The organism is Acinetobacter sp. Ac8, from assembly GCF_055392545.1.
In genome coordinates, this window is record NZ_AP043689.1 from 739017 (window position 1) to 765489 (window position 26473).

The following is a 26473-nucleotide window of genomic DNA, read 5'->3' on the forward strand; positions in this document are numbered from 1 at the left end:
AAGTTTTAAAGCAAACATTAACATCCTTGTCATTGTGCTACGTGATAGATACACCTTGTATGCCTGAATGATCTAAAAGCAAAAGTATTTTAATTTAGCTTCAGTGATGGTGGTTGTTGTGACTCTAATATGAACATTGCTGATAAATAGTAGAACATTCTCTCAATGTCTCCAAAAGAATGTAAATCTTTAAACTAAAAATCCATGCGAAATTTAATCTCAACCAAGTGAAAGCCGAATTGGCTTTTTACCGGACCATGAAGTACACGTTCAGCTGCGGTAAATACCAGTTTATCAATCACAGGAACAAGTTGTCCTTTCTTTACTTCACCCAGTTCACCACCACGTTTTGCCGAATTACATGTGGAATGCTGTTTGGCCACTTTGGCAAAATCAGCGCCATCATGGATTTTCTTCTTAAGTTGTTCAGCCAAGTCCTTATCTTTGACGAGAATATGTCGAACGATTGCAGTTTTCATTTACTTTTTCCTCGTGGTTTTTGCGGGATGCTCTTCGCGATCTTTAATGGCTGGCATTGTGGGCAAAACACACTGGCTCTTTGTCCTAACTTTAAATTTTCTAAAGTGGTTTCACAGTTAATACACATCTCACCCGCACGACCATAAGCCAATAAGGTCTGCTGAAAGTAGCCATTCTCACCCATGGCATTGCTATAGTCTCTTAAGGTTGAACCACCCAAATCAATCGCTTGCTTTAAAATTCGTTTAATTTCGATGACCAATTTTTGAATTTGTGCTTTCGTCAAACTCGAAGCAGGCTGTGCCGGATGAATCCCTAAATTAAATAAGCTTTCGGTTGCATAAATATTGCCTACACCCACAACAATATGATTATCCATGATTGCAACTTTTGTGCCGACATTTTTATTTTTAAACTTTTCTGCTAAATATTCTGCATGAAATTCATCACTCAATGGTTCAGGCCCTAAAGTATCAATCAATTTTGTTTGGCTTTCCTCATTCAGCCAAATGATACAACCAAAACGTCGAGGATCATGATAGCGCAGCTGTGTGTCTTCAAACTGAATGATCAGATGGTCATGCTTTCTAAGTGCTTCATGTTCATCACAGATTCTAAAACTACCTGACATACCCAAATGCCATAACATGCTATGGGTTTCAAACTCTGCCAAAATGTATTTTGAACGACGCGTTAAGCGAACGAGTTTTTGACCTTGAAGTTGTTGAATATCTTCGGGAATAGGCCAGCGTAACCGTGACTCACGCACTTGAACATGAAGAACTTTCTGGTCGATCAGGGGGAGTAAACTGGTTTTTGTTGTTTCAACTTCAGGTAATTCAGGCATGCACTTGTCACATTGGTGTGAGGACTGAATATTGTATGCAAGAATTGCATTGCGTTAAAGGGCGGTTGTGTTGAGCCTACGACTTTAGGTTAAAATTATGGATATGATCGTTGAATAAGATAGAATTATTATTGTTAAGTGATTGTTATTTAAAATAAAGTTTATTAATAAAATAAAGTTTTCCAATTGATAAAAAATATCTGATAGTTATATGTAAAAAAATGTGTAAATTTCTAGTGAATTGTTTACTGAAATAATTCTTTTTGTCTCGATATTTCAGGAAAAATAGTCATTTTAAAGCTGGAACTTTCTATTAAATTTAGACGGTTAAAGTGATTGAGAGTTGACTGGTTTATCTTTATTCGTTTTGTTCCTGATTAGGCTTTCCCATGAAAAAAATTGCTTATCCTTTATTGGCAATCTCTGCATGTAGCATGATGTCTTTTGCATCAGCTGAAGATGCGTTTAATTTACACGGCTCAACCATGACGGGTGATTGGAATGGGAGTCGGACTGAACTTGCAGAAAAGGGAATCAAATTTGATGGCACCATTGCCATGGACAGTTCATATCTCGCTGATGGTGGTTATGATGCGCACCAAGCGCCAACATTTGCGACACAATTCGGACTGGGTACAACCTTAGATATGGGGAAACTGGCGGGTTGGAATGATGTGACTATTCGTGCTTTAGTTACAGCACGTCAAGGTGAAAGTACTTCACTCAGAGGTATTCAAGCACCAGATGCACCACAATGGGCAAACTCGCAAGCCAATTGGGGACGTGGTAATTCGGGGAGCCGTCTCAGCGAATTATATATAGAAAAGAATTTTAAGGATCAAGGACTAAGCTTGCGTTTAGGTCGTATGGGTTTAGGTACTGAATTCAATACCATGGCTTGTGATTTCCAAGGCAATGCATTTTGTGCAGCACAGATGGGGAAATGGCAAGGCAAGCTTTGGTATAACACACCAGTCTCACAATGGGGCGCACGCTTAAAATATCACATCAATCCTGAACTATTTGCACAAGTGGGGGTGTTTGAATACAACCCTGATAATGCTTTAGAGCGACAGGGCTGGAATTTGGATACAAAGCATGCCGATGGTGTAAATATTCTTTCTGAAGTGGTGTGGTCACCTAAGCAGGGTGTGAATGATTTACCAGGCAGTTATCGTATTGGTACCTTGTATAACACCGCAGATGAAGCAAAAAACCAATATGATGTGGGCTATAAAGCTGGAAGCAAAGCTGAAGATCGCACATATGGCGGTTGGATTACGTTTGAACAGCAGTTGACTTCAGCTGGGGAGGGAAAACGCGGTTTACACAGTTTTGGTAACTTCACTATTCATGATCGTACGACGACAGCCGTAAATGATTCACAGCAACTTGGCCTAAAATACTATGGTCTGTTTGATGCTCAACCAAACGATATTCTTGGTTTGGCGGTCAATTGGGTACATTTGAACGATCGATATACTAATTATGTGAATGGTGCTCGTTTAGGAACAAATTTAAGACAGTTGAATGAAGATGCAGAGTATAATGTTGAGTTGAATTACTCATATTACCCTGCCAAATGGTTCATGCTTCGTCCTTTAGTGCAGTATGTGGTACATCCTGGTGCAACCAATCAGGTGGACAATGCATTTGTCGTTGGCTTGGGGTCTAAAATTATTTTTTAATACCACCCGAGGACACCTTTATGCAAAGAGTGAAACATCTAAAAATTAATACAACACTACTTTGCTTAACGGTATGTATCACACAGAGCTTATATGCTGAAGTGGAATCTCAAGATTCCATTCAGCAAAATTCTACCCAGCAACTTCCAACCATTAAAATTGAAGCAACACGTTCTGATACCAGCATATTAAACACCCCAGCATCGGTATATAGAGTTGATCAGCAACAGAATCAAAATAATATTGGGGTAAACCTCACTGAAACACTCAAAGGAATTCCGGGTTTACAGCTCAATAATCGTGAAAATTATGCCCAAGACTTACAACTGTCTATGCGCGGATTTGGCGCACGTTCAACTTTTGGGGTCCGTGGGATTCGTCTTTATGTCGATGGGATTCCTGCGACGATGCCAGACGGACAAGGCCAAACTTCAAATATTGATTTAACGAGCTTAGATCATATTGAAGTGCTTGGTGGGCCCTTTTCATCACTGTATGGAAACTCCTCTGGGGGGACTATTCTCACCACAACCAAAGAAGGAACAGGGCGTGATTCGGTCGAGTTAGGATATTCAGGTGGCAGTAATAATAAAGGCCGCGCTGACATTACCTTACAAGGTGGTGCAGATAAAACCAATGAACCGAGCTATGTGATCAGTTCTTCTTATTTTGATACCGATGGTTATCGGGATCATAGTGCCGCAAGAAAAGTGTTGAGCAATGCCAAACTCACGTGGGACTTAGATGATGGTTCTAAGATCAATTGGCTGATCAATCATGTAGATATTTCCGCTGATGATCCACAAGGTTTGACTCGTGAGCAATGGAAGCAAAATCCTAAACAGGTCAATGACAGTAAAAACATCTATGACGTTCGTAAAGATATTAACCAAACACAGACAGGTATCAATTGGACTAAGCCCCTGAATGAGCAACAAGAGCTTTATAGTATGGCTTATATTGGTCATCGTGAAGTGACTCAATACCAGTCTATTCCAAGTTCTGCTCAAAAGAATCCACGTCATGCAGGTGGAGTGATTGATTTCGAACGAGATTTTTATGGTGCTGATTTACGTTGGACTGGCAAAGACTTGTTACCGAATACACGGATCAGTGCAGGCTTGGCTTATGATGCGATGAATGAAGATCGTCAAGGGTATGAGAATTTTAATGCCAAGGGCGAATATGGGGTAAAAGGCAACTTACGCCGTGATGAACGAAATACTTTATGGAATTTAGATCCATATTTACAGGCAGCTTGGCAATTTTTGCCGACTGTACGTCTAGATACAGGATTACGCTATAGCAATGTCCATTATGAGTCGAAAGATCACTACATCATTGGTTTGAATGGCGATGACAGCGGTCAAACCGATTATCAAAAACTGCTCCCATCAGCTGCCTTTACTTGGGAAGTTACTCCAGACCTTAGTACTTATATCAGTTATGCCAAAGGCTTTGAAACACCAACCTTTACCGAAATGGCCTATCCAACAGAAGGAACGGCAGGGATTAACTTTGCGCTTAAACCTTCAACCAGTGATAATTATGAACTTGGTTTAAAAGCACAAAATCGTCTAGGTAATTTTACCGCCGCAGTTTTCCAAAGTAATACTCAAGATGACATCGTTTCTGCGGGAACACTCAATGGACGTGCAACCTATCAAAATGCAGATAAAACACTACGCCAAGGGGTAGAGCTGTCTTGGAATAAAAAGTTGTGGAAAAATTTAACGGCTCAAGCCAGTTATAGTTTCCTTGATGCAACATTTGATGCAGACATTCCCAACACAGATCCTAAAAAAGTTATCCAAAGTGGCAATTACATTCCCGGAATTGCAAAAAACCAAGCCTTTGTATCTTTCGGCTGGTTGCCTGAGCAGGGCTTTAATGCAGGTGTCGATGTTCGATATATGGATAAAATCTATGTAGACGATCTCAATACAGATACTGCACCAAGTTATACAGTAACCAGTATGAATGTCGGTTATATCTGGAAAAACAACGATTGGAAAGTGCGTAGTTTTGCTCGAGTCGATAATTTATTCGATAAAAATTATGTCGGTTCAGTCATTGTGAATGATGGTAATAGTCGATTCTTTGAACCTGCTGATGGTATTAACTGGAGTGCAGGACTCAGTGTCACCAAACAGTTCTAATTCATTGGGAAAATAATTTATGTCTGCTCAACCAAAGTTATTTGAATCTATTCAATTTGGTTCACTCTCCCTCAGCAATAAAATTATTATTGCGCCAATGTGTCAATATTCGGCAACAGATCAGGGTGAAGTGACCTATTGGCATGAACAGCAATGGGCAAGTTACGCTTTGTCAGGCGCGAGCTTATGTATTATTGAAGCAACAGCGGTTCAAGCCGAAGGGCGGATTAGTTATGCCGATGTGGGACTTTGGAATGATACACAACGAGATCAAATCAAAGCTTTACTCAATAAGGTAAAAAGCATTGCTCCAACACCTTTTGCTATTCAGCTTGCGCATGCAGGTCGTAAAGCTTCGACTGAAAAGCCTTGGTTGGTGAAGCAGGGGAAAGGTCAGATTGCGCCAGATCATGCACACGGATGGCAAACTGTATCAGCCAGTGATATTGCTTTCAGCCCGAATGATATTGCCCCGCATGAATTAACCATTGACGAAATTAAAACAATTATTCAGGACTTTGCGCAAGCGGCAATTCGTGCAGTAGATGCTGGTTTTTCACTGATTGAAATTCATGCAGCGCATGGGTATTTACTGCATCAATTTATGTCGCCATTGTCTAACCACCGAACTGATGAATATGGTGGAAGTTTTGAAAATCGTATTCGTTTTACATTAGAAGTTTTTCAAGCCATTCGAGCAGTTGTACCAACTGACTACCCAGTAGGTGTACGTATTTCTGCAACCGACTGGATGGATGCAGAAAATAGCTGGAATGTTGAATCAAGCATTGGCTTATCAAAAGCTTTAGCGCAACTTGGTGCTGCTTATATCCATGTATCCTCTGCGGGATTACATATTCAACAAGATATTAAAGTGGGTGCAAATTACCAAGTGCCTTTTGCAAATGCGATTAAAAAACAGGTGAATATTCCTGTCATTACGGTGGGCTTAATTACCGAAGCTGAACAAGCTGAACAGATCCTTCAACAAGGCGAAGCAGATGCAATTGCATTGGCAAGAGCGATTTTATATGACCCACGCTGGCCTTGGCATGCCGCAGCAAAATTGGGTGCAAAAATCTCGATTGCACCACAATATTTACGTTGTCAGCCGCATGGAATTAAAGATTTGTTCTCAGCATATTGATGGCATAACAGTTTTGATTCACTCATTATTCTTTAAACGTATTTAAACTGAATAAAGATATATTCTAGGATATATCTTTATTTGTATGATCTGGAAAAGGAACGGCTTGAATGATTTTTTCGGTAATTTTTCCAGTATTTTTCCTGTTATTTTTGGGTTTTATATCTGTCAAAATCCAATTGATCTCTAAAGAGCAAATTACTGCAATTGGTGCTTTTGTAATCAAAATTGCATTACCGGCTTTATTACTTCACGCACTGGCTGCAAAAGATTTACATGAGATTTGGTATCCTGCTTATTTCTTTGTTTATGCAGGCGTCACTTTTACTCTATTTATTTTGGCCTTTATTTTAGGGCAAAAGCTTTTTAACAACCATTTTACCCATGCTTCTGTATTTTCACTTGGCGCATCAATGTCCAATACCGGGTTACTGGGCGCAGCAATTTTGACTTTGCTGATGGGTAGTGAAGCCATGATTTATATTTCACTGATTGTGATCATTGAAAGCGTATTTCTTGTACCGCTGATGTTAACCTTGGCAGAAATAGGGCGACAAAGACAAGCCAATTTAGCCGCCATTTTAAAAACAACATTTCTGACTTTATTTAAAAATCCATTGTTCTTGTCAGTGATGATTGGCATGAGCTGTGCGATCTTCGAAATTCAAATTCCACATGTATTAGACCAAGTATTTGCCTTGTTAGGTCAGACTGCCTCACCTTTAGCGTTATTTATTATTGGTGGTGGGATGGTTGGGATTACGATTCAATCACTTAATCTACAAACTATTTATTTGGTGGTTTCTAAAAATATCTGTATGCCGATATTGGTTTATTTAGGCTTGACTCATTTAACCGATTTGGATCAAAAGATGATTTATGCAGGTACCTTGATTGCCGCTTTGCCTATGCCTTCTATATTTGGAATTTTTGGGCAAGTCTATGGTTTAAATGAAAAAGCACTGACACCTTTGATGATAAGTACTTTACTGAGTTTTATTGTAGTGAGTGTTTTGATTGGTGTTTGGTGGTAAAAAATACTCTCATGCGAGAGTATTTTTTAAGAGCTGCTTATTTTTTTGCTGGTGCTGCTGGAGCAGGTGTTTTGCCTTTTTCAGCAATCAGTTTGTTTACAACATCCAAAGACTCTTTTGCCTTAGGCACATTATTTTTAGCAAGTTCTGAGAAAATCTTTTGTGCTTCTGGTAGATTTTGATCAATGATATTGCCATTGGTCAGCATATTTCCGACAGCCATTAATGCTGGGATATATCCCTTTTTAGCTAAATCTTGGATTGATTTTAAACCTTGATTAACTGCTGCTGCATTCTTCTTCTTTAAACCATCGGTGATGTCATACAGCGCTTTCGCATGAATTGCAGGTGCAAAATCTTTTTTCACTAAAGGATCAAGTTTTTGTAAGCCAAGCTTGTCAGATGCGGGTGTGCCTTCAGCAAATAGTAAAACCGCAAGTTCCACTGTAGCATCATCAAATCCTTGAGCAGAGGACTTTTCTAAGTATTCACGAACTTTCTTTTCGTCTTTGGCTAAGCCCAATTGACCTACCGCATAGCTTTGCGCCAAGACATAACTTGCAACAGGATAGCCTTTTGCTGAAGCATCTTGATAATATTTCAAAGCTTTCTTATCGTCTTTGGTTGTGCCTTTTCCTGTTTGGGTTAAATAGCCTAAGTTATATAAGGCTTGTGCATTGCCAGCTTTTGCAAGACGCTCAAGTTCTTGATAGGCCGCAGGATAGTTTTTTGCTTGAATCAGCTCTTGTGCTTTGACAAATGCAGGGTCAACGTTACTTTTAGCTGTATCTGCTGCAAATGCAGAAATACATGAAAAGCTGAGTAGTGTAGCGAATAGAATTTTTTTCATTTTGACGATATACCTTGTTTTAATTTCAACATAATTCCATTTATGGTGTGAGAACATTGTTGAGGACGTTTTTATCATAATTTGAAAATTATAAATGTAAACATGCCTATTGTATAAGTTAGTGTATTTAAATTTTAATTTATTTATAAATAAGAAAGAATTAAGGATATTTTAACAACATTAAAGCCTAGAGAAATTTTTTATTCTCTAGGCTGTGGGCTGTTATTTTACTGCTTTGAGGAGTAATTCAATTTCGCCTGCTTCACGTGCGCCTGAAATACGGGTGCCATCTTGTAAGAAGAATGTCGGTGTACCATCGACTTCAAGTGATTTTGCTAAAGCGATGTTTTTCTCAATTGGGGTCGTACATGACTTGTTTGAAGTCGGTTGTTTCTTGTCAATTAAATAGTCTTCCCACGCTTGATACTGGTTTTTAGAGCACCAGATTTGCTGTGAAATACTTTCAGCATTTGGATGTAAACGGGTAATTGGGTATAAAAATAAGTAAACGGTTAAGTTGTCGATATTTTTTAATTCTTTTTCAAGATGTTGGCAATATGGACAGTCAGGATCACTAAATACGTAGATTACACGTTCACCTTTACCTTTGACATGCTTAATGGCTTGTTTCAAAGGTAATGATTTTACATCAATACTTTTTAGGGCTTGCATACGTTCTTCGGTCAGGTTTTTTTGTTCTTTAAGATCAATTAAATTGCCGACAAAGAAATATTTTGCTTCTTCATTGGTATAAACAATACGTCCACCCATATAGACTTCATAAACATCTTTAATTGGTGAGTTTTGTACCGATTTCACCTGAATCTCAGGATATTTGGTTTTTAAGTTTTGCTGCAAAGTTTGAATATCTGCATGTGCAGAAGAAAAGGTAAAAAGACCCAAAGTCAGAAGAGATAACCAGATTTTCATGTTAAAGCTCAAAATAATAATGTGGATATTGTGCACTCAATAATGATCAAAAATATATTGAGATCATGTAATTGCCAATGCGATATTCAGTTGATACCACGTTTAATTTCGTATTGTATTCTGGATACCATGGCGTGTTAACTCATTTCTGAGTTGTTGGATATATTGATTTAATTCTACTTGTGAGTCACTCCGTAAACGTAATTGCGTACTAAAATTAAAGATTCTACTGCGTTTTCCATTGCGCTGTAAAATTTGAAAGTGCCCAATATAAGCTCCATTTGCTGTTGTCATACGGGTACTAAATTCAACACATGTGATCTGATCTAAAGGATAAGAGGTCATCATCAAATTACTGACGATCAGTTTATGATTGCGTATATAAAATGGGGCAAAATTTAAATTAAACCGTTTAAATATCCACATCAGCATACTCAAAAATGCTACAAACATGATTGGAATAAACAAGCCCCAATATTTGTCTGAGCGGTTAGTTGTCTCTACTTCGAGTAATTCTACATGTTTGGCTTCAACCATTTTTTGCTCATCAATCCATTGTCGAATATCGTCAGTGCGTGGTTGAGTTCTCAGTAAATTTTGAATCGTTTGTGGGTCGCGAATATGATAAATCGTGGCCTTAACCAGTTGGCTATTTCCTAACTGATCAAAATAGTAAAACGCATTGCCATTTTTCCATACACTGCCATCGTTGTAATTTACATCTCCAAGTTTTTGCCATGTGGAATGAAGTGGTTCAGCTAATTTTAGAATATGGGTGGATTTGGAAGAGGCCGATCCTTTATTACTGCGATATTCACTGGCTTGTAGATAGAGTATTTGTGTGCCATCAGAAAAAATCAGCGGTGCGATTTCTTTAAACGCGTTGCCTAAAAACGGATTATCACCTGCGCGATGCATTTTTTTCTTATTCAGATCAAAATAGTAAATCCCCGTGTCGTTATAAAACAAAGCATGGTTAATGTGAGCGCCATGTTCGCTTAAGAGATGATAAGGCGCGTATTGCGGATCAAAGGCAAATTCGTTGACATAGACCATACCATCGACAGGATTGAGCAAATAATATTGGTTATTTAAACCGTCTATTTCAATACTATAAAGCTTTCCATTGTCTTTTAAATCGAGCAGGGTGTTGTTGTAATAGACGTTTTTTCCATCCGCTCGATAGGCATAGTTACGTTCACCTAAGACAAGTTTGAGTTGGTCTGGATTGGCTCCAGAAAGTAATTTCCCTTGAAAATAGGTGAATGTCCCATTACTTGCCGTATTATTTTCGGAATTAACACGATAAGGCCAGTTGCCTCGTTCAAGTTTAAAATAGGGGTAGAGATAGCTTTGTGGTTTTGAGCCTAGGGCAAAATTTTGTTGCATGATTTGCCACACTTCTCGAAGCGCACTTAAATCCTTATTTCGTTCGGTGGAGGGGGAGCAATACCAAGTGTCTTTTCCAGCAGTAAAATAACCATCCCCAATAGTTTTCACCTGTTGAGGTTGCACACCTTTTAGAATGATATTGCCACAATAGACATGCAGTTTATCTGCACCTAGTTGTCGGTATTGGTAATCATCATTGGGTAAATAAAAACTTTGAACATCTGCTTCTGGGATCAAATAATCACCATTGCTGGGTACAGCGGCATAGATTTGGTTGTTATATTTTTGAAATATCCCAAGTTTTTCTGTAGTCGCAGTAAAAGGAATCTCATCTGAATTTGAGTCAGAAAATCTAAATATAAAACTAAAACTGAATAGAAGCGCGCATATCACCAAGATAAGCGTAAAGGTTTTAAGGATAGAAAATACTTTTAGTGGATTCTGCATCATTTATTTTATTGTTAAATATTGATCGGGTTGAGTTATGGCAATTTAAGGTTGTTTTGTCATCATTTTAGTGATGAATTGGTCATGCTGATTGATGGTAAGGTCTTTATCATTTAAGGCAAATAGGGTTGCATAGCCTCTGTTAAAATTTCGATTAACTCTTCATCCATATAGTGATAATCGTCTGGAATATCCAATACCATGACTTTTTTATGTTGTAACTGGTTGGGGAATTTCTCTTTGATATTTTGTTTATGTTTTTGCTCCATGACAAAAATCATATCTGCCCATGCAATATCTTTGGCAGAAATACGATGTTTGGCGTGTTTACTTGTGCCAGCGGAACGTGTGGAAATGCCATAACCCACTGCAAAGACACGCTCGGCAGTCGGGCTACGCCATTGGTTACGACTACAAATAAAAAGGCTGTTCAATCAGCAGTCTTCCAAAAATCATATTGTGCTTGTTTTCGTCTTTTGGCAGAAGAAATACGTGGATATTCAATTCTTAATTGTTTCGAGCGAGATCTTTTTAACGATCTGTTCCAAAGTAATTTCCAGTCTTTTTCTGGTTTCCAAAGGCCTGAAGTATGTCTGCAATCTCGACCACGGTGTAAATAATTTACCTTACGTCTCCAAGCGCGATTGCGGTTTATTTCATTTTCAAAATATTGTTGTGTAATGTCCATAGATAAAACTCATGAGTTGATCGGGTTCAGCAGCCGCGATAACACATGATTGGGCTATTTTATAAGTATTTATCGGGGTAAACAAGCCGAATCATTTTGATAATGTTTATTTAGGGCCATTTTAAAGGCAATGAAAAGGGTATAATTCTGGCTAAATAGAACGTGTGAGTAGACGATGTTTATTAAAGGCATTAGACGTAATTATGACAAAGTCAGCCAAGATGACAGTATTGCAGATGAAGATAAGATAGATGCCTTGTTGATCAAACTGGGTGGTGAGTTTCTTGTCAGTAAGGATGACCGTGTTTATATTTTTGAAAAAGATGGTCAAACGGCCAAGTTTGATGCAAAACATGCACGGGCATTTCACTTTAAAGATTATTTGTGTAAAGACATGAATAAATTATTTCATGGGTTTTGATATCTATTAAAAATTAGTGAACTGTTCAATTGGGCTATAAAATGCTTTAAGCGCTTGGATGAGCCCTCTATCGATGTATTAATGGTGGTTAGGGCTTTCTAAAGTAATAACTTTTGATGTTGTCATTGTTTATTTTCTTAGTTCTGTTTTTTGATGCGCTGTGTGCCATAAAACGAGAGTGAATGCATTAATCCACTACAACAATACTTTCGGCGCTTGGCTAAAAACAATATAAGATAATGGCTTGTATCTGGATGGTCTTTGTATTTTTCTAGCAAAATTATTTGACTATATACTCGTGCTTCAAGTTATATAATATAAAAAAGAAGGCTGTTTTTGCTAAGATTAATCGAGACGTATCTATGATGAAAGTACTGTCAATCTTATTCATAAGTTTAGTTTGTTCAATGGGGATTTTAGCCCAACAGCCAAATCTTGTGCCTCATCAGGTAAACTTAAAAAATGGGAAGCGCTTTTCTTTAAATCTTCCAGCAAATTACGAAATTATTCCAGCGGCTGAGGGCTTAAAGCGAGTTCGTTTTTTTAGTAAAGCTCCCGATGGCAGAATGTTTGTAACAGATATGCACGATTTGACTGATAATAAAAAAGGCATCGTTTATATTTTGGATGAATGGAACCCTGAAACGGGAAAATTCGGCAAAATTATTCCTTATATGACGGGGTTGAAGAATCCTAATTCAGTTCAATTTTATACAGACTCTTCAGGACAAGATTGGTTGTATTTAGCGGAAACTAATCAACTGACCCGACGAAAATTTACCAAAGGTGAAATTAAACCAACCGATAAAGCCGAAGTTTTAGTGACTTTTCCTGACTACGGTTTAAGTTATAAATATGGTGGTTGGCATCTAACGCGAACAATTGCTGTGGGTGGGAACGGGAAAATTTACGTTTCTGTCGGCTCAAGTTGCAATGCTTGTACCGAGAAAGAAAAAGTTCGGGCAACAGTATTAGAAATGAATCCCGATGGTTCGCAACAAAAGATTTTTGCTACAGGTTTACGCAACGCAGTCGGTTTGAAATGGGTTGGTAATTTTTTATTTGCCACCAATCAAGGTGTGGATCATTTGGGTAAAAATAAGCCTGATGAAACTTTTTATGCACTCAAACGTGATGCGGATTATGGTTGGGCTTCATGTTATTCGTCGAATGGTAAAATTTTGGCAGATCCAAAATTTAAACGTCCGTTAGGTTGCAAAAATGTATTGCCTCCTTATGCCTATTTCCCTGCGCATTCATCTGCACTTGGTTTTGACTATTTTGATCATCCCAATACAGATGACACCATCAAAAATTCTTTTTTAGTTGCTTTACATGGTTCTACCGATGCCACAATTGGTCATGGCTATAAAATTGTGATTATGCGTAAAGGGCAAAAACTACAGACGTTTATGGATGGTTTTTTAGTGGGCAAAAATGTCTATGGTCGGCCTTGTGATATTTATCGAGTAGATGAAAATTCATTTTATTTTTCTGATGATAAGAGTGGTGTGATTTATTATGTGAGGCAAAAAGCATCTTCCTAAATTTTGAACTTTTCTAAAAATTTAGGAGTTAGTAAAAAAAGCATGGCTAAGAATACACAATTCAGGTGAAAGTAAAAATATAAATTGTCGATAAATTTTTGGAAGCAGTACTAGATTAGTAAAGTATTTATCTATGGAAGTGAATCTAAATAGTTATTATTATTGAAATTATTGTGATTGACTTAATCGTTTAATTCTCTAAATAAACCTACAAGGTTGTAGGTTTATTATTGTAGAAAATTTTGAGAAATTACTGCGGTCTCGCCACATCACCACTTAAGCTTTCAGGTAATGCTAAAACAGTCACATCTAACTCTTCTAAGGCATCAGGACGGGCAACTACAAGCGCAATATAACCATTTTCAAATGCTGCACTGTTTACTACTTGAACACCTTTATTCAATTGTTCAGCTTGAGCAGGGGCAGGACCTGTACCTTGAATGACATGTAACCATGCTTTTGGTTTTGCCTTAAACCAGAGGCGTGCAATCACTTCCTGACCAAGGTAACAGCCTTTGTCATAATTGATTCCTTCACGTTGGTGTAAGCGTAATTCTTGTGGTTGAAATACATGTTCAATTGCTTGATTTATATAAGCCTGACCAGTTTGAATTGCAGCAATTTCCCATACTGAAATATCGGTTTCTGTAGAAGAAAAATCAGTCGTTGAGCCATTCAATGTTGGAAAAACTCGTCCAGTTTCTTCAAGCTTCATTTTAGAAAAAGCGCCGTATTTTTTAATATGTTTGGCAAATTCTTCGGCTTGATCTTGAGTCGTAACAATCTCTAAATGTTCAGGATTAATTTTTTTAAGCCATAAGCCAAAATGAATACGACCTTTAAGATCACAAATCGCAGTGTATTGGGTGATATTTTCAGCCAAAGCTTCAACGTTTACAGTCACTTGACCTTGTAGAAATTTGATTGCATCAACACCAATCAAGGTAAATGAGGAGAAAGCTAGATCGCTCATGAATTGCTCGCTTATCTTAAATCTAATACTAAAGAATTAATCTTATTTTCCGCTATTTTTCAAAAAAAAGCAGTTTTAGTGCAAATATTTTAATGAAGTTGTTACTAAATATTTCCAAAACCCCTGTTTTTATATCTAAGCTTATGAAATATAAACGATTTGGGAAATGGGTTTTCGACAGTGTACTATGCCAATCATTAGACACGCAGTACAAAATGATGCAAGAGGCACAAAACTAATGAATAACAACTATCGTAAACCACTGCAAGGTACCCAGCTCGAATACTTCGATGTGCGTCAAGCCGTAGAAGATATCCAGCAAGGCGCATATGCAAAACTTCCATACACTTCAAAAGTATTGGCTGAACAGCTGGTACGTCGTTGTGATCCTGCCATTCTCGAACAGTCTTTAAAAGAACTGATTAACCGTAAACAAGACCATGATTTCCCTTGGTATCCAGCACGTGTGGTATGTCACGACATCCTTGGGCAGACAGCATTAGTCGACCTTGCAGGTTTGCGTGATGCGATTGCAGACCAAGGCGGTGACCCCGCTAAAGTTAATCCTGTTGTACCAACGCAGTTGATCGTTGACCACTCTCTAGCAGTGGAATACGGTGGCTTTGACCCAGATGCATTTGAAAAAAACCGTGCTGTAGAAGACCGTCGTAATGAAGATCGTTTTCACTTTATTGAATGGACCAAAACAGCATTTGAAAATGTCGATGTGATCCCAGCAGGCAACGGCATCATGCACCAAATTAACTTGGAGAAAATGTCTCCAGTGATTCAAAACCGTGAAGGTATCGCATTTCCAGATACTTGTGTCGGTACAGATTCACATACACCACATACAGATGCGTTGGGTGTAATTTCTATTGGTGTTGGTGGTTTGGAAGCTGAAAATGTCATGCTGGGTCGTGCATCTTGGATGCGTCTTCCAGACATAATCGGTGTGGAATTGGTGGGACAGCGTAAAGCTGGTATCACGGCAACAGATATCGTTTTAGCACTTACAGAATTCTTGCGTAAAGAACGTGTAGTGGGTGCATATTTAGAATTTTTTGGTGAAGGTGCGGACAGTATGTCTGTAGGAGATCGTGCAACGATTTCCAATATGACTCCAGAATATGGCGCAACTGCGGCAATGTTCTATATCGACCAGAACACCATTGATTATTTAACCTTGACTGGTCGTGAATCAGACCAAATCAAATTGGTGGAAAGTTATGCCAAAGAAATTGGTCTTTGGGCATCGGATATGCAACAAGCAGAATATCCTCGGGTACTTCGTTTCGATCTTTCAACGGTAACACGTAATATTGCCGGTCCATCAAACCCACATGCACGTGTATCAACAGCAGATTTAAAAGAGAAAGGTATTGCAGGCGTAGTTGAAAACCGTACTGATGGTTTAATGCCTGATGGTGCAATCATTATTGCCGCGATTACCTCTTGTACCAATACCTCAAACCCTCGTAATACCGTTGCTGCGGGTTTGTTGGCACGTAAAGCAAATGAATTGGGCTTAGTACGTAAACCTTGGGTGAAATCATCATTTGCACCAGGTTCTAAAGCTGCTGCACTTTACCTTGAAGAAGCTGGCGTACTCGAAGATTTAGAAAAGCTTGGTTTTGGTATCGTGGCTTATGCATGTACGACGTGTAACGGTATGTCTGGTGCTTTAGATCCAAAGATTCAGCAAGAAATTATTGACCGTGATTTGTATGCCACTGCGGTACTTTCAGGTAACCGTAACTTTGATGGTCGTATCCATCCTTATGCAAAACAAGCATTCTTGGCTTCACCGCCTTTAGTGGTGGCTTATGCAATTGCAGGCACAATTCGTTTTGATATTGAAACGGATTCATTGGGCAATGACAAAGACGGTAATCCAATTTACCTAAAAGATGTTTGGCCATCGGATGCTGAAATTGATGCGTTGGTTAAACAATCTGTAAAACCTGAACAGTTCCGTAAAGTGTATATCCCGATGTTTGATTTGGGTGTGACAGAAAAATCAGAAAGCCCGTTATATGATTGGCGTCCGCAAAGTACTTATATCCGCCGTCCACCGTATTGGGAAGGGGCTTTGGCTGCACCACGTACATTGTCAAATATGCGTCCACTTGCGATCTTACCTGACAACATTACCACGGATCATTTGTCACCATCGAATGCAATTATGATGGATTCGGCAGCAGGTGAATATCTGCATAAAATGGGTGTTCCTGAAGAAGACTTTAACTCGTATGCAACGCATCGTGGTGACCATTTAACTGCGCAACGTGCAACTTTTGCCAACCCAAAACTGTTTAATGAAATGGTGGTTCGTTCAGACGGCACCATCAAACAAGGTTCTAAAGCGCGTGTTGAGCCAGAAGGCGAAGTGATGCGTATGTGGGAAGCGATTGAGATTTATATGAATCGTAAGCAACCATTGATCATCATTGCTGGTAAGGATTATGGTCAAGGCTCTAGCCGTGACTGGGCTGCGAAAGGTGTTCGTCTTGCAGGGGTTGAAGCGATTGTGGCTGAAGGCTTTGAACGTATCCACCGTACTAACCTTGTTGGTATGGGCGTGTTACCACTTGAGTTTAAAGCGGGCACCGACCGTAAAACCTTAAAGCTTGATGGTACTGAGCTGTATAGTGTGATTGGTAATATTGCACCACGTACAGACTTAACTTTGGTGATTGAGCGTGCCACGGTTGATGGTAAGAGTGAAGTGATTGAAGTTCCTGTAACTTGTCGTTTGGATACTGAAGAAGAAGTGCATGTGTATGAAGCGGGTGGGGTATTACAACGTTTTGCACAGGATTTCTTGGAAGGGCAAGTGGCTTAATTGAATTTTATTCTTTAAATCCTCCCCAACCCTCCTTTGAAAAAGGAGGGAGTTCTTCTCTTTTTAAATGTGAGAAGAATTACCTTGTAAGAGGGGGAGATTAAAGAAAAAAGTAATTGATAGTGTTGTAAAAAGCCCTACTGTTAAGTGGGGTTTTTATTTGGGGAATAAAATATCTTTGTTACGAAAAACTCAAAGTGATACGGTAAATTCTGATGAATCAATCACAGCTGAGCGCCTTTTAAATGTATTGTCACAGATGCCTGATGATTTTTATGAGGAAGAAAGAACAGATGAACCACCTCAAGAAAAAGAAGAGCTTTAAATGGTTTGCGCTATTTAATGATTAAGCAGTAGCTCTCAAAAACCATAAATTTCTTTCTTGAAATCATTTCTTGCAAAAATGACACCATCATTTTTAGAAATAGACAGTAGACATACATCAAAATATGGCTATACTTTATTCACCATTTCTAAAACCTATGGAGAACAAAAATGGTTACTGCTGGCGAAAAACCCGGAACAGGCTTCTATTTTTGTGTCCAATGCGGACATCGCACTTACTTAGAAATTGGTACAGATCGTTTACCCCAGTGTACCAAATGCCTTGGCAATCAATTTAAAAAATAAGATTGCTAAGCCGCACAGATAAAACAGATACTCCCTGTTTTAAGCAAAAGCCCTATCCAGTGATAGGGCTTTTTGTTAATTTAATAATAGTTGAAAAGATAACGAGAAAAAGGCAGATAAATCATTATGGAAACAATCCTGAGTCTATGTATTGGCATTGGTTTAAGTGCCGCCTGCGGTTTTCGTGTATTTGTACCGTTATTGGTGATGAGTGTTGCATCACTGATGGGCTGGTTTGAGCCAATGAAAGGTTTTGAGTGGTTAGCGATACCATCGGTATGTATTGGCTTAGCTGTCGCAACCATTTGTGAAATTGGTGCGTACTATATTCCTTGGGTCGACAATGCTTTAGATACTATTGCCACGCCAGCAGCCATGGTAGCTGGAACATTGACCACCATGGCGGTCAGTACAGGTGAAATGTCACAGTTTGCAAGCTGGGCGGCTGCGATTATCGTTGGTGGTGGTACAGCAACAGCTGTACAAATGGGAACGGTTGCGGTTCGTGGTGTATCTACTGCAACGACAGGCGGAATAGCCAATCCTTTGGTGTCTACAGGTGAGTGGATTGGGGCAATCGTGGTATCGGTATTATCACTTATCGTTCCTGTATTGGTGGTGATTGTTGGCATTATCTTGATGGTGGTAGCGGTTCGCTGGTTAAGAAAGAAAAAACAAGAAAGCGTTGTTCATCCATTGTAGTTAGTGTGTTAAAGCACTTTTGAAGCAACTGTTTATCAAGATTCAAAGAGGATTATGACTCAATTCAATTGGGTTGAGTCATTAAATTGGATTAAGTGTTTTCTGGTTTTTGACATAGGAAGTTGATTCACTTTAAATCGAATACAAAGACAAATTTCCCCAACAATAAATCAATAAAAGAGAGATTGATTTTTGCACCATAAAGGCATACTTTTATTATGGGATTAATAAAAACATCGTTTTTATGGATTTAATCTCAAGGTCTTTTTAAGAGTATTGGGGGAAACTTTTATGATGGACAAATTTATTATCAATGTAAATGCGCAAGCCAATGGTGTATATGAAGTACACAATGCAAGCAAAGCTTGTGAGCATTTACCTAAGGCGGAAAATCAAAATCTACTGGGTTTTTTTGCGACAAGTGAGTTGGCAATTAAACGAGCAAAGATGAATTGGCCTCGTGAAAAAATTAAGGGATGTGTTTGCTGTTGTTAAGCAGCTGATAGCCTTTAACCAGCACCAATTTTACCTGCTGTTCCATCTTTATGTGGTGGAACTGCATAACATTAAAAGGGATAGAACGTATATCTATTCAATTGAAATGTATATTTTAAACGTCAATTGTTTGAAGTCACGACGAAAGCTTATGCTGACTCATTTTTTTAAATAACTTGAGAATTGAAAGATGCTGATACTTTTTACTGGTTGATATAAAAATAGAAAAATTAATAAAAACTTCATCAATAAATAATCTGATTTTTGTGATGAGTGTTTGATAAAAAGTAATAAATTTTAATGATTTAACATAAATATTTGTTTTAAAACAAAGATATAAATGCTATTAATAGCTCATAATATAAACATCACATGGATAGGTGAGAACAATGAGAAAGTTCGAGGTCGAGATCAATTTGCCTGCACAAGATATCGTATCATTTGAGGCAGAGGACATTGAGCAAATTCGTGCAAAATTTTATGCGATCAATTGGCGCCGTTTATTCCTGACACAGGGACAAGTTGAAAATTCTGATATTTCCTTTGCTGTACAGGACACGGAGACAGAACTTTATTTACATATCCAGTTAAATACACACTCGAGTAAAGCAGACCCTGTTTTTCAGATCGATAGCAATATCCAACTGGTTGTTGAAAGTAAAGAATTTTTGGGATTTTTAACGCGCAAAAAGAAATATGATGTGGTGTATAAAAACTTAAACCAAGCGCAAGTTTCAGATCAGCTCAGCTTATTCCTAAATGGGCAAATCGAAGAGATGACAGAACAATATCGACAATTGATGCATAAAAAAATGCTGCAAGAGCATCGTTTGGCATAATGACTAGAGATCGACATCTTTTATAAAAAGTAAGGAAGCTTGAGCTTCCTTATTGATCTGTAAAAAAAGAATAAACGGGTTTGATTGTTTGACCAAAAGATAAAATACACCTAGTGCATATAAAAATTAAATATAGTGATAAATTTTACAATTTTTAATTTAAAATCAAGGATTAATTTATAATTTTTTGATTGGGGTCGCTATTAATTTTAAAGAGTGTTGTTACACTACAAATAGATTTTAAGGGTATGCGTTATAAAATAATGAACAAGTTTGAAATTCAAATTCAGTATCCTAATCACACCGATGAGCGTGAGATGGAGCAAGAGAGCGATTTAGACGTTGCTGAGATATTGGCGAAATTTGAAAGTATCAGTTGGCGCCGTCAACGCGTTTTGCAATTACAATTGGATGGTCGAAACACTATTTTTACAGTGTTGAACTCAGTGTCAGAAGCATTTTTAAAAATTACATTAAATGCTTATGCAAAAAGTGAGGATTTTGAATTTAAGATAGAAAGCAATATCAAATTGATTTTTCAACAACGTGAATTATTTGGCTTGATGACACGGAAAAATAAAGAAGTATTTGCAATCAAACACAGTACGCTTGAACAGGTAAAAGCGAGTTTAACCGCATTTTTAAATCAGGATACCCAAGGCTTGGAAGATATTTTGCGTGATAGTAAAACAACCTCGCTAAAAGATGCGTCTTAAGTTAGTAGATTAAAGCGTGTGATCATTTAAATAGAATGACTAAAATGCAAATTTATAAATTAAATTTGCATTTTTTTTAGAATTTATGCAATAAAAAATCATTGAATAAGCTTTGTTGAAAAATTTTCTTTATTAAGTAACTTTTAAAGGAAAATTTTCCTAAAAAATAAAAAAATTAATCTATCTTAGGAAAATAATCCCGAGTCGATTTGGCTAATATTTATCTCAAGGATGTAAGGGATCGAAAAGAGTAGATTGCTGCCAGTTGCGTACAACGTGAGTGCAGTACTTACCCACAAGGTCTCGATTCGGCTTAGGACGCTATAAACCATAAGTTTGTAGGCAATAGGATTAAAACTTACCAAGTTTTAATAGTTGAAGTAAACCAGAATTGTTTTCCCACTCATCCTGAAAAATTCGATAAAAATAATGTGAAAATCTCAAATAAGACTCATCAATTAAGCCTATTCAAAAGTATTCAAAACATCAGAAAAATACATCAAAGCAAAATGATTTCATCACAGCATCACATTAAAATAAGTTCTATACTTTATTCAAATAATGACAGATATTGAAACCAAACAATGATAAAGAGTAGTGCAATGAATGATAAAAATGAAAATCATATTTGCTTGATATGTAATCAAACTTTTTCACATGCGAATGTTGTTCCGCTCGGGGCTATACGTAAGGTTATTACTGAAGAAATTGCACGAGATTTTCCCAATTGGTCTGCGCAGGATTATATTTGTAAAGCAGATTTAACCAAATATCGTATGCAGTATGTACAATCTTTGCTTCAATCGGAGCAGGGGGAGGTGTCAAACCTAGAGTATGAAGTGCTTAATAGTATGCAACAGCATGAATTAATAACAAAAAATACTGAAACACAACTCGAAAAAAAATGGACCATTGGGGAAAGGCTCGCAGATAAAATTGCGACTTTTGGCGGAAGTTGGACGTTTTTAATTTGTTTTATGCTTTTTTTAGTTGTTTGGATTTTATTAAACACAGTTGTGATCGTAAAACAACCTGCTGATCCTTATCCTTTTATTCTATTAAATCTTATTTTATCTTGTCTTGCTGCAGTACAAGCACCAATTATTATGATGAGCCAAAACCGTCAAGAAGCCAAAGATCGCTTACGCTCCCAAAATGATTATCAAGTCAATTTGAAAGCTGAATTAGAAATCCGTCATTTGCATGAAAAAATAGATCATTTACTCATTCATCAGTGGGATAAACTGGCAAAAATTCAGGAAATTCAATTGGATTTATTATCGGAAATGAATAAAAGAGAAATAAAAAAAGACGAGTGAAAGATTAAAAATACAGAAAAAGCTTTTGAGCGTTACGGCTCTTTGGGGGTTGCATCTTTGTTGATAAGAACAGAAATATATTCTCGATTTTTTAAATTAGTTTGCAATAAAAACTCATTTTAGAAATATAAAAGATAAAAAATCCTGAGATTGTGTTTGATTGCGGGAAATAATTCTAAATTTCACGAGAAAATCTTAATCTTAGGAAAATAATCCCGAGCCGATTTCGTTAATATTTATCTCAAGGATGTAAGGGATCGAAAAGAGTAGATTGCTACCAGTTACGTACAACGTGAGTGTAGTACTTACCCACAAGGTCTCGATTCGGCTTAGGACGCTATAAATCAAAAGTTTATAGGCAATAGGATTAAAACTTACAAAGTTTTAATAGTTGAAGTAAACCAGAGTTGTTTTCCCGCTCATCCTGAAAAATTCCATAAAAACTATACTGTACAATTCCATTTATTTGATCTGATTAACTTACCGACAAAGCAATTAACAAATTACCTATAAGAAGCTAAAAATCATCATATTCAAAACTTTACTTTATTGAATATTTTAACTATAAGTGACTCAATGACGTCTGAATTCGATTATTAAAATTAATTAAAACATCGATTTAATTGGATTTTTGAAGTGTTGTTGTTTTAGGTTCTGCAATTCAAGCTGAGGGCTACGCAAAACGACTTAGAAATAGTTTCTTATTTAGTGGCTTAAAGCAAAAATTCGGTATCGATTTTAATATGGGAATCCGTATTTACAATGAATTACCTGACAATGTCGATGATGCAACACATCAGGCAGATTTATTGATGTATCAGTCTAAAGCACAAGGTAAGTCACAAACAACAATTCATGCAATCTTATAAACAGTAGCCTTACAAGCAGTAATAAGGCTAAAGATTTTATTCCTTTATGCTATCAAGTGGATTCGGTTTTATTTCCCCATTGCTTAAATAACGGCTTTAAATATAGTTAACCTGTCAAAAAACGCATACACAAGAATATAATTTTAATTAATTAATATTTTTAATTAATTAAATAAATTATATAAAAAAATCAATTGTTAACCAAAATTTCCTAAAAGTTCATACAAAACATAAGCTTAATTTCTGATCAATGACTTGATAGATATCACTTATATGAATAATTAACTGGTTTAAATATAGTGACTTTTGAGTATCCGAATACGCTTCCAGTAAGCGAATACATATCAATAGTCTATAAATATTTTACTTCTAATGTGGTGATCAAGGTTTCTAAGAGCAATAACACATCGGCTTTCTTGCGTGCATCAATAAAAAACACAGGTAAATTTAAATTACGTTCCATCAACCATTGACGGTATTGGTGCGTTGGCTTATTCATATCATCATCAATATGGGTGACTCCAATCACAATGTTTTCACCATATTGTTTAAAAATATTGAGGTAATATTCGAGTTCATCTAAGGGGGTTGCTAAGCTATGATCAATCAACAGAATCGTACCAATCGCGCCTTTGCATATCACACCCCACATAAAGTCAAAGCGACCTTGTCCTGGTGTGCCATACAGCCCAACTTTACTGCCATCATCTAGCGTTACTTCGCCATAATCGATTCCCACGGTTGTGTTTAGTTTTTTATGGCTACGATCATCGGTGTTAAATGCTTCTGTTGCTAATACAGGTACTTCTGATAATGATTTAATTGCTTCAGTTTTACCTGCCCCCATTGAACCTGCAAAAACAATTTTATATTTCTGAATAATCATCGTGTATTTATCCCTTAAAATTTAAATCGACTTTTTAATTTGTTAAAAAAGCTTTTTAAAATCCCTTTTTCTTCCGTTTGCTCAGTATTACTTGGTGTTTTATCAAATAGACTTTCTTTTGCTGAAATCAGTTCAGCATTATGGATGGCTAGATTCGCAGCAACAAAGTGCTGCACGGTTGCGACTGGAATGTTGAGTTTGTCTGAGACATGTTGGATCTCAGCTCCAGAAATAAAGCATGCACTTAGTTGTAACAGTAATTTCTTATCCAACTCATTGGGTTGAACCCAAAATTTGAGACGATAATATTTATCAGCCGCAGGTACGGTGATTAAATTGGGATTTTTCCAAATTAGGTTAAATAACCAATTTTCTAAGTTGAATTGTCGTTTACGAGAAACTTTTATAAAGTCCGCAGTGACTGCCGCAGTGTAGTGTATCGAGCGATCTGTTTGGTATTCTTCACGGGTGGCTTCTAGCCATGCCAAATGCGCATGATGGTCGATAATCGCAATCGTGCCGAGATGATCATTTAAAATGACTTTGCGACTGTCGTGATAGAAAAGCGCTGCAAAAAAATCAATTTCTTTGATTTCAAGCTGATCCTCAGCTTCATCATCGGGAACTTGGCTAAGTTCCAACTGTTCTGTTTCGGTCTTATGCAGTAATTTGATATTGACCCAGTTTTTCAATGTGAATTCGTCATAAATCGGGATGCAGAGTAAATTGTCTTCTGCACTTTCTTTATGCTCACTATGTTTTGAAATTTTTAAATAAGGAATATTTTTATTTTGGATAATATTCTGGATATTATTATTTTCAAAAAACTGCTCATTGATCAAAATACAATTTATATTTTGATCTGAAACACTTGTCCAATTTATACCAATATTGGTTGGTAAAATTTTTCTAAGTCTTATTTTAAGATCGTCAGAGGTGGTTAAACCTAAGCCTGAAATTGCGATATTGATACATTGATTGTTCATAATATCACTTATCTAATATTAAAAAATTAAAGTGTAAACTGTTTTTTAACGGTCGTAGTTAGTTTAAGTTAACGCTAGATTTGTTCTTTTTCCAGTAAAATCATTTTTTTAATGTTTAATTGCTTGGCATTTAATCAGTATATTTCTTACATTATTATCCTCCTGTGTAAACTGTTAATTTTTCTTAAAGTTTAGAGAGTTTCATAGCTTTAAATTAACATTAGTTATTATAAAAAATCTATCTCAAAGTTAAATAAATTGCTTAGTTATTTTTATCAATAAAAGCTTAACTTAATAGTGATTTGAATATTTATTATGATTGTGCATATTTTATCATTTATAATATTATTACTGTGATTTTAATCACGTGAAATGATTAAAATTACTTAAGTATTTTTTACATGAAAAAAAAGCGATCATTTTGATCGCTTTTTATAAATTTTAATTATCAAACTAAATTAAGCAAAAAGCTTCGTTGCTGCTTCAAAAAGAATATACAAAACCACAAGTGCCACCACAGGTTCTGCAATTTTAGCCCAAGTTGGGTTTGCCGTTTCGGTTACTACGACGTCTTGATGATCTGTATGAAGATCTGCTTTTTGAACATTGACCATTTGATTAAACTCCTTCATCGTTTCATCTAATGATATCTCTTCTTCGGGTACAGGTTGAAAGCCAATCAGTTCAGTTAGTTCGTTTGTTGACCAAACCCAATCTTTCGCCTGACCTGATAGGTGCTCAATTTGCCCAATCACCAATTCTCGAAGACCTCGCTTACCTAAACTTCCCGCTGTTTCAAGTTGCTTTAATTCAGCAAGCTGTAGTTCAAGAATTTCCGTTGTTGCTGGTTCAAGTATAGATTTATCTAAACTGGATTTATTCTGAGTAGAGGTGGTGAGATGTCGAGAAATTTCTTGGCTGTATAACTGATCTTGCGAAAGAATTTCTTGATACAACGCATCATCATCTTTACGCCATAGCGTAATGAGTTTACCCAACGTTAAAGCATTGAGTTCTTCAATATGTGCTATACGTTGAGCAGGCTCTAATTGAGATAATAGCTGAGGCTTTTGAATCTTTATCTGCTCAGCAAAGTATTGTACGAGATCAAAAGCCATTCAGTTCTCCTTGTTCTATTCTAAAATTCTTAAACTTGGTTTTTTCTTTGGTGTCTCAGTTTTAGTTTCTACTTCTTCACTAGTATTTGATTCTAAAACATCTTCATCTATTTGCACATTGGCATATTCATCTGGATCAAAGAATAATCCTTGTCCATTTTCGCGTGCATACAAGCCTAATACCGCATTTATAGGTACATAGATATCTTTAGATGCACCACTAAAACGAGCAGAGAAGGTAATTGCCTCATTGGTCATATTTAACATATGCACAGAATGTGGTGCGATGTTCAATACAATTTGCCCATCTTGTACAAATTGTTGTGGTACATCGGTATAGGGTTTGGTTGCGTCAACAAGTAAGTATGGCGTTAAATTGTTGTCGCAAATCCATTCATATATTGCGCGTGCAAGGTATGGTCGAGTTGGGGTTAAGTTCAATTCTTGTTCAGACATTAAAAAGTA

27 protein-coding genes are annotated in these 26473 nt (G+C 37.0%); 15 read left to right on the top strand and 12 right to left on the bottom strand.

Translation table 11 applies throughout. From position 1 onward, the window contains the following. Positions 1–194 precede the first annotated feature (194 nt). Both ACZ5QH_RS03510 and mutM read right to left on the bottom strand, forming a co-directional pair. A complete protein-coding gene (locus tag ACZ5QH_RS03510; protein WP_004819160.1) occupies positions 195–479 on the bottom strand; it encodes a peptidylprolyl isomerase in 285 nt (94 codons plus the stop codon). Beyond that, positions 476–1327 (bottom strand): bifunctional DNA-formamidopyrimidine glycosylase/DNA-(apurinic or apyrimidinic site) lyase, encoded by an 852-nt coding sequence (gene mutM / locus ACZ5QH_RS03515; RefSeq protein WP_004722995.1) that lies wholly within the window; start codon positions 1325–1327, stop codon positions 476–478. Before mutM ends, ACZ5QH_RS03510 begins: the two co-directional genes overlap by 4 nt. A gap of 389 nt (positions 1328–1716) precedes the next feature. Here mutM and ACZ5QH_RS03520 point away from each other — a divergent pair, with 389 nt between their 5' ends. From ACZ5QH_RS03520 to ACZ5QH_RS03535, 4 genes are all read left to right on the top strand, one after another. Beyond that, a complete protein-coding gene (locus tag ACZ5QH_RS03520; RefSeq protein ID WP_303576764.1) occupies positions 1717–3015 on the top strand; it encodes a carbohydrate porin in 1299 nt (432 codons plus the stop codon). 20 nt (positions 3016–3035) lie between these two features. Then, positions 3036–5174, top strand: a complete 2139-nt coding sequence (locus ACZ5QH_RS03525; RefSeq protein WP_303576765.1) for a TonB-dependent receptor — start codon at positions 3036–3038, stop codon at positions 5172–5174. A gap of 19 nt (positions 5175–5193) precedes the next feature. Next, entirely contained in the window at positions 5194–6321 is a 1128-nt protein-coding gene (locus ACZ5QH_RS03530) for an NADH:flavin oxidoreductase/NADH oxidase (protein WP_303576766.1), read from the top strand. A gap of 110 nt (positions 6322–6431) precedes the next feature. Then, positions 6432–7355, top strand: a complete 924-nt coding sequence (locus ACZ5QH_RS03535; RefSeq protein WP_303576767.1) for an AEC family transporter — start codon at positions 6432–6434, stop codon at positions 7353–7355. A 37-nt stretch (positions 7356–7392) separates the two neighbouring features. On the opposite strand, the gene ACZ5QH_RS03540 is transcribed toward ACZ5QH_RS03535, so the two are convergent. From ACZ5QH_RS03540 to ACZ5QH_RS03560, 5 genes are all read right to left on the bottom strand, one after another. After that, the gene (locus tag ACZ5QH_RS03540) at positions 7393–8205 is read right to left on the bottom strand and encodes a tetratricopeptide repeat protein (protein WP_303576768.1); all 813 of its coding nucleotides are present in this window, start codon (positions 8203–8205) and stop codon (positions 7393–7395) included. Positions 8206–8427: 222 nt separating this feature from the next. Continuing rightward, positions 8428–9135 carry a DsbC family protein gene (locus tag ACZ5QH_RS03545; RefSeq protein ID WP_004722988.1) on the bottom strand — a complete coding sequence of 236 codons (708 nt, stop codon included), beginning with the start codon at positions 9133–9135 and terminating at the stop codon, positions 8428–8430. A gap of 102 nt (positions 9136–9237) precedes the next feature. Beyond that, entirely contained in the window at positions 9238–10977 is a 1740-nt protein-coding gene (locus tag ACZ5QH_RS03550) for a DKNYY domain-containing protein (RefSeq protein ID WP_303576769.1), read from the bottom strand. Positions 10978–11087: 110 nt separating this feature from the next. Continuing rightward, positions 11088–11408: a low molecular weight protein tyrosine phosphatase family protein gene (locus tag ACZ5QH_RS03555; RefSeq protein WP_004819178.1), complete on the bottom strand. Its 321-nt coding sequence runs from the start codon at positions 11406–11408 to the stop codon at positions 11088–11090. Beyond that, entirely contained in the window at positions 11405–11662 is a 258-nt protein-coding gene (locus ACZ5QH_RS03560; protein ID WP_303576770.1) for a hypothetical protein, read from the bottom strand. The genes ACZ5QH_RS03555 and ACZ5QH_RS03560 overlap by 4 nt, the downstream gene beginning before the upstream one ends. Before the next feature lie 175 nt (positions 11663–11837). Here ACZ5QH_RS03560 and ACZ5QH_RS03565 point away from each other — a divergent pair, with 175 nt between their 5' ends. After that, complete coding sequence (locus ACZ5QH_RS03565) at positions 11838–12083, top strand: hypothetical protein (protein ID WP_004722984.1); 246 nt, start codon at positions 11838–11840, stop codon at positions 12081–12083. Positions 12084–12445: 362 nt separating this feature from the next. Then, positions 12446–13630: a PQQ-dependent sugar dehydrogenase gene (locus ACZ5QH_RS03570; RefSeq protein WP_303576771.1), complete on the top strand. Its 1185-nt coding sequence runs from the start codon at positions 12446–12448 to the stop codon at positions 13628–13630. A gap of 250 nt (positions 13631–13880) precedes the next feature. On the opposite strand, the gene ygfZ is transcribed toward ACZ5QH_RS03570, so the two are convergent. Next, the gene (gene ygfZ, locus ACZ5QH_RS03575; protein WP_303576772.1) at positions 13881–14603 is read right to left on the bottom strand and encodes a CAF17-like 4Fe-4S cluster assembly/insertion protein YgfZ; all 723 of its coding nucleotides are present in this window, start codon (positions 14601–14603) and stop codon (positions 13881–13883) included. Positions 14604–14841: 238 nt separating this feature from the next. Between ygfZ and acnD the strand changes: the two genes are divergently transcribed. From acnD to ACZ5QH_RS03620, 9 genes are all read left to right on the top strand, one after another. Beyond that, a complete protein-coding gene (gene acnD / locus ACZ5QH_RS03580; protein ID WP_151956806.1) occupies positions 14842–17448 on the top strand; it encodes a Fe/S-dependent 2-methylisocitrate dehydratase AcnD in 2607 nt (868 codons plus the stop codon). Between the two features lie 160 nt (positions 17449–17608). Then, positions 17609–17773 carry a hypothetical protein gene (locus ACZ5QH_RS03585; RefSeq protein WP_303576773.1) on the top strand — a complete coding sequence of 55 codons (165 nt, stop codon included), beginning with the start codon at positions 17609–17611 and terminating at the stop codon, positions 17771–17773. Between the two features lie 170 nt (positions 17774–17943). Further along, on the top strand, positions 17944–18078 hold the full coding sequence (locus ACZ5QH_RS03590) for a zinc ribbon-containing protein (RefSeq protein ID WP_004722968.1): 135 nt from the start codon (positions 17944–17946) through the stop codon (positions 18076–18078). A 126-nt stretch (positions 18079–18204) separates the two neighbouring features. Next, positions 18205–18780 (top strand): DUF4126 domain-containing protein, encoded by a 576-nt coding sequence (locus ACZ5QH_RS03595; RefSeq protein ID WP_303576774.1) that lies wholly within the window; start codon positions 18205–18207, stop codon positions 18778–18780. A gap of 291 nt (positions 18781–19071) precedes the next feature. Then, complete coding sequence (locus ACZ5QH_RS03600; protein WP_081407350.1) at positions 19072–19275, top strand: hypothetical protein; 204 nt, start codon at positions 19072–19074, stop codon at positions 19273–19275. A 389-nt stretch (positions 19276–19664) separates the two neighbouring features. After that, on the top strand, positions 19665–20114 hold the full coding sequence (locus tag ACZ5QH_RS03605; protein ID WP_004819197.1) for a hypothetical protein: 450 nt from the start codon (positions 19665–19667) through the stop codon (positions 20112–20114). Between the two features lie 248 nt (positions 20115–20362). Further along, the gene (locus ACZ5QH_RS03610; protein WP_034610031.1) at positions 20363–20830 is read left to right on the top strand and encodes a hypothetical protein; all 468 of its coding nucleotides are present in this window, start codon (positions 20363–20365) and stop codon (positions 20828–20830) included. Between the two features lie 602 nt (positions 20831–21432). Next, a complete protein-coding gene (locus tag ACZ5QH_RS03615) occupies positions 21433–22149 on the top strand; it encodes a DUF1003 domain-containing protein (RefSeq protein ID WP_004819201.1) in 717 nt (238 codons plus the stop codon). Between the two features lie 743 nt (positions 22150–22892). Then, positions 22893–23018, top strand: coding sequence for a nucleotidyl cyclase domain-containing protein (locus ACZ5QH_RS03620; RefSeq protein ID WP_004819203.1), 126 nt, complete (start codon positions 22893–22895; stop codon positions 23016–23018). A gap of 352 nt (positions 23019–23370) precedes the next feature. Here ACZ5QH_RS03620 and ACZ5QH_RS03625 read toward each other — a convergent pair whose 3' ends face one another. The 4 genes from ACZ5QH_RS03625 to ACZ5QH_RS03640 form a co-directional block, all read right to left on the bottom strand. Continuing rightward, the gene (locus tag ACZ5QH_RS03625) at positions 23371–23904 is read right to left on the bottom strand and encodes a GTP-binding protein (protein ID WP_004722957.1); all 534 of its coding nucleotides are present in this window, start codon (positions 23902–23904) and stop codon (positions 23371–23373) included. A 14-nt stretch (positions 23905–23918) separates the two neighbouring features. Then, complete coding sequence (locus ACZ5QH_RS03630) at positions 23919–24890, bottom strand: hypothetical protein (protein ID WP_303576775.1); 972 nt, start codon at positions 24888–24890, stop codon at positions 23919–23921. 458 nt (positions 24891–25348) lie between these two features. After that, positions 25349–26008: a hypothetical protein gene (locus ACZ5QH_RS03635; RefSeq protein WP_303576776.1), complete on the bottom strand. Its 660-nt coding sequence runs from the start codon at positions 26006–26008 to the stop codon at positions 25349–25351. Positions 26009–26023: 15 nt separating this feature from the next. Continuing rightward, a complete protein-coding gene (locus ACZ5QH_RS03640) occupies positions 26024–26464 on the bottom strand; it encodes a ClpXP protease specificity-enhancing factor (protein ID WP_239046407.1) in 441 nt (146 codons plus the stop codon). Positions 26465–26473 lie beyond the last annotated feature (9 nt).